This is a genomic window from Rummeliibacillus pycnus (assembly GCF_050459865.1).
In the GTDB taxonomy this organism is placed as follows: domain Bacteria; phylum Bacillota; class Bacilli; order Bacillales_A; family Planococcaceae; genus Rummeliibacillus; species Rummeliibacillus pycnus_B.
The window spans coordinates 1-1,728 of sequence record NZ_JBCMNM010000124.1 but is presented as its reverse complement, the minus strand read 5'-3'; the positions used below and the strand labels follow the sequence as shown (position 1 = coordinate 1,728).

General features: G+C 38.0%; 1 protein-coding gene. It reads left to right on the top strand.

Annotated features, from left to right (window positions below; translation table 11 throughout):
- The first annotated feature begins 149 nt into the window (after nt 1-149).
- Nucleotides 150-1,498, top strand: a protein-coding gene (locus ABE048_RS19890) for an IS3 family transposase (protein WP_268564963.1) whose coding sequence is annotated in 2 segments (ribosomal slippage) — nt 150-609 and nt 609-1,498 — 1,350 coding nt in all. Because the reading frame shifts where the segments join, the coding sequence is not laid out codon by codon here.
- Nucleotides 1,499-1,728 lie beyond the last annotated feature (230 nt).

Below are 1,728 nucleotides of genomic sequence, written 5' to 3'. Positions count from 1 at the left end.
GACCGCCCGCGGAAAGCGAGTGCCCTACGTTCCAATCAACGTCCAAATTGTACAAGCCATAAAAAAACTGTAGACAAACTCGATTTTCATCGAGTTGAACTGCCCCGTAAATGTTAGACACCAAACTAACATTTACGGGGTGTTTTTTTATGGCTAATTTTTCTGCCGAACAGAAAATATTCATTACACGACTTTACCTTGAAGGAAAGCACAGCTATATGGATCTTCAAAAAATATTTGAAGTTTCGTATCAAATGATTCAAGGATGGGTTCGTTTATACCAAATTCAAGGAGCCGATGGATTTAAGAAATCCTATACAAGTTATTCTACGGAGTTTAAAATGGATGTACTTAATTATATGAATGAAACGGGTATATCTTCTTACGACGCAGCCGCAAGGTTTAATATTTCATCTCCAGCGCTAATTCGGACGTGGAGAATAAATGTTAATGCCTATGGATTAGATGCCCTAATTTCTAAGAAAAAGGGGAGACCATCCATGAAAAAAGATATCAATCCATCCAAACAAATTGAAGGTTCGGTTAAAGAGCTTGAAGAACGAATTAAACAACTAGAAATGGAGAATGCGTATTTAAAAAAGTTAAATACTTTAGTTCAAATGCAGGAAAAATTACAACCCAAATCAAAGCGCAAGTAATTTATGAACTAAAGTCCATTTATGAGGTTGTGGCCTTAATTAAAGTCGCTGATATTCCACGTAGCACGTACTATTATTGGGAAAAACGCTTGAATCGAGAAGATAAGTATTCGAAGGTAAAAGCCACTATTCAGTCTATCTATCATGAACATAAAGGACGTTACGGTTATCGTCGTATCACAAAAGAGTTAAAAAAATATGGGTTTTCTCACAATCCAAAGACCATCAACCGCCTCATGAATGAAATGGGCGTAAAATGTTTAGTCCGTATGAAAAAGTATCGTTCGTATAAGGGGCGTGTTGGTCGAATTGCCCCCCATATTTTACAACGTGATTTTCAAGCCGAGAAAATGAATCAAAAATGGGTAACAGACGTAACGGAATTTCATTTATTTGGGGAGAAACGTTACCTATCCCCTATCCTTGATTTATGTAATGGTGAAATTATTGCCTACAAAGTGATGAAACGGCCTGTTTATAAACTTGTTGGAGATATGTTAGATGAGGCGATTAAACACCTAAAACCAGAAGATACGGTCATCCTCCATTCGGATCAAGGGTGGCATTATCAAATGAAGAAGTATCAAAAAACCTTAAAAGATTCCCGCATTATACAAAGCATGTCCCGTAAGGGAAATTGTTTAGATAACGCAGTCATTGAAAACTTTTTTGGCTTGTTAAAGTCTGAATTGCTTTATCTCCAAGAGTTTGAAAGTATGGAGCACTTTGAAAAGGAATTAGATGATTATATTCATTACTATAACCACAAACGAATGAAGGTAAAATTAAAAGACCTGAGTCCAATAGAATACCGAACTCAGGTCTTAGAAGCTGCTTAAATTATATGTCTAACTTTATTGGGTCAGATCAAGTTTGTCTACAGTTTTTTTTGGCTTGTACAATTTGGACGTTGATTGGAACGTAGGGCACTCGCTTTCCGCGGGCGGTCGGGGAGCCTCCTCGGCTTTCGCCTGCGGGGTCTCCCCTAGACACGCTTTTCCCGCAGGAGTCTCGTACCTTCCGTTCCAATCAACTTTGTTTTACCTTTTAGATAGAACACTTTTGCCAG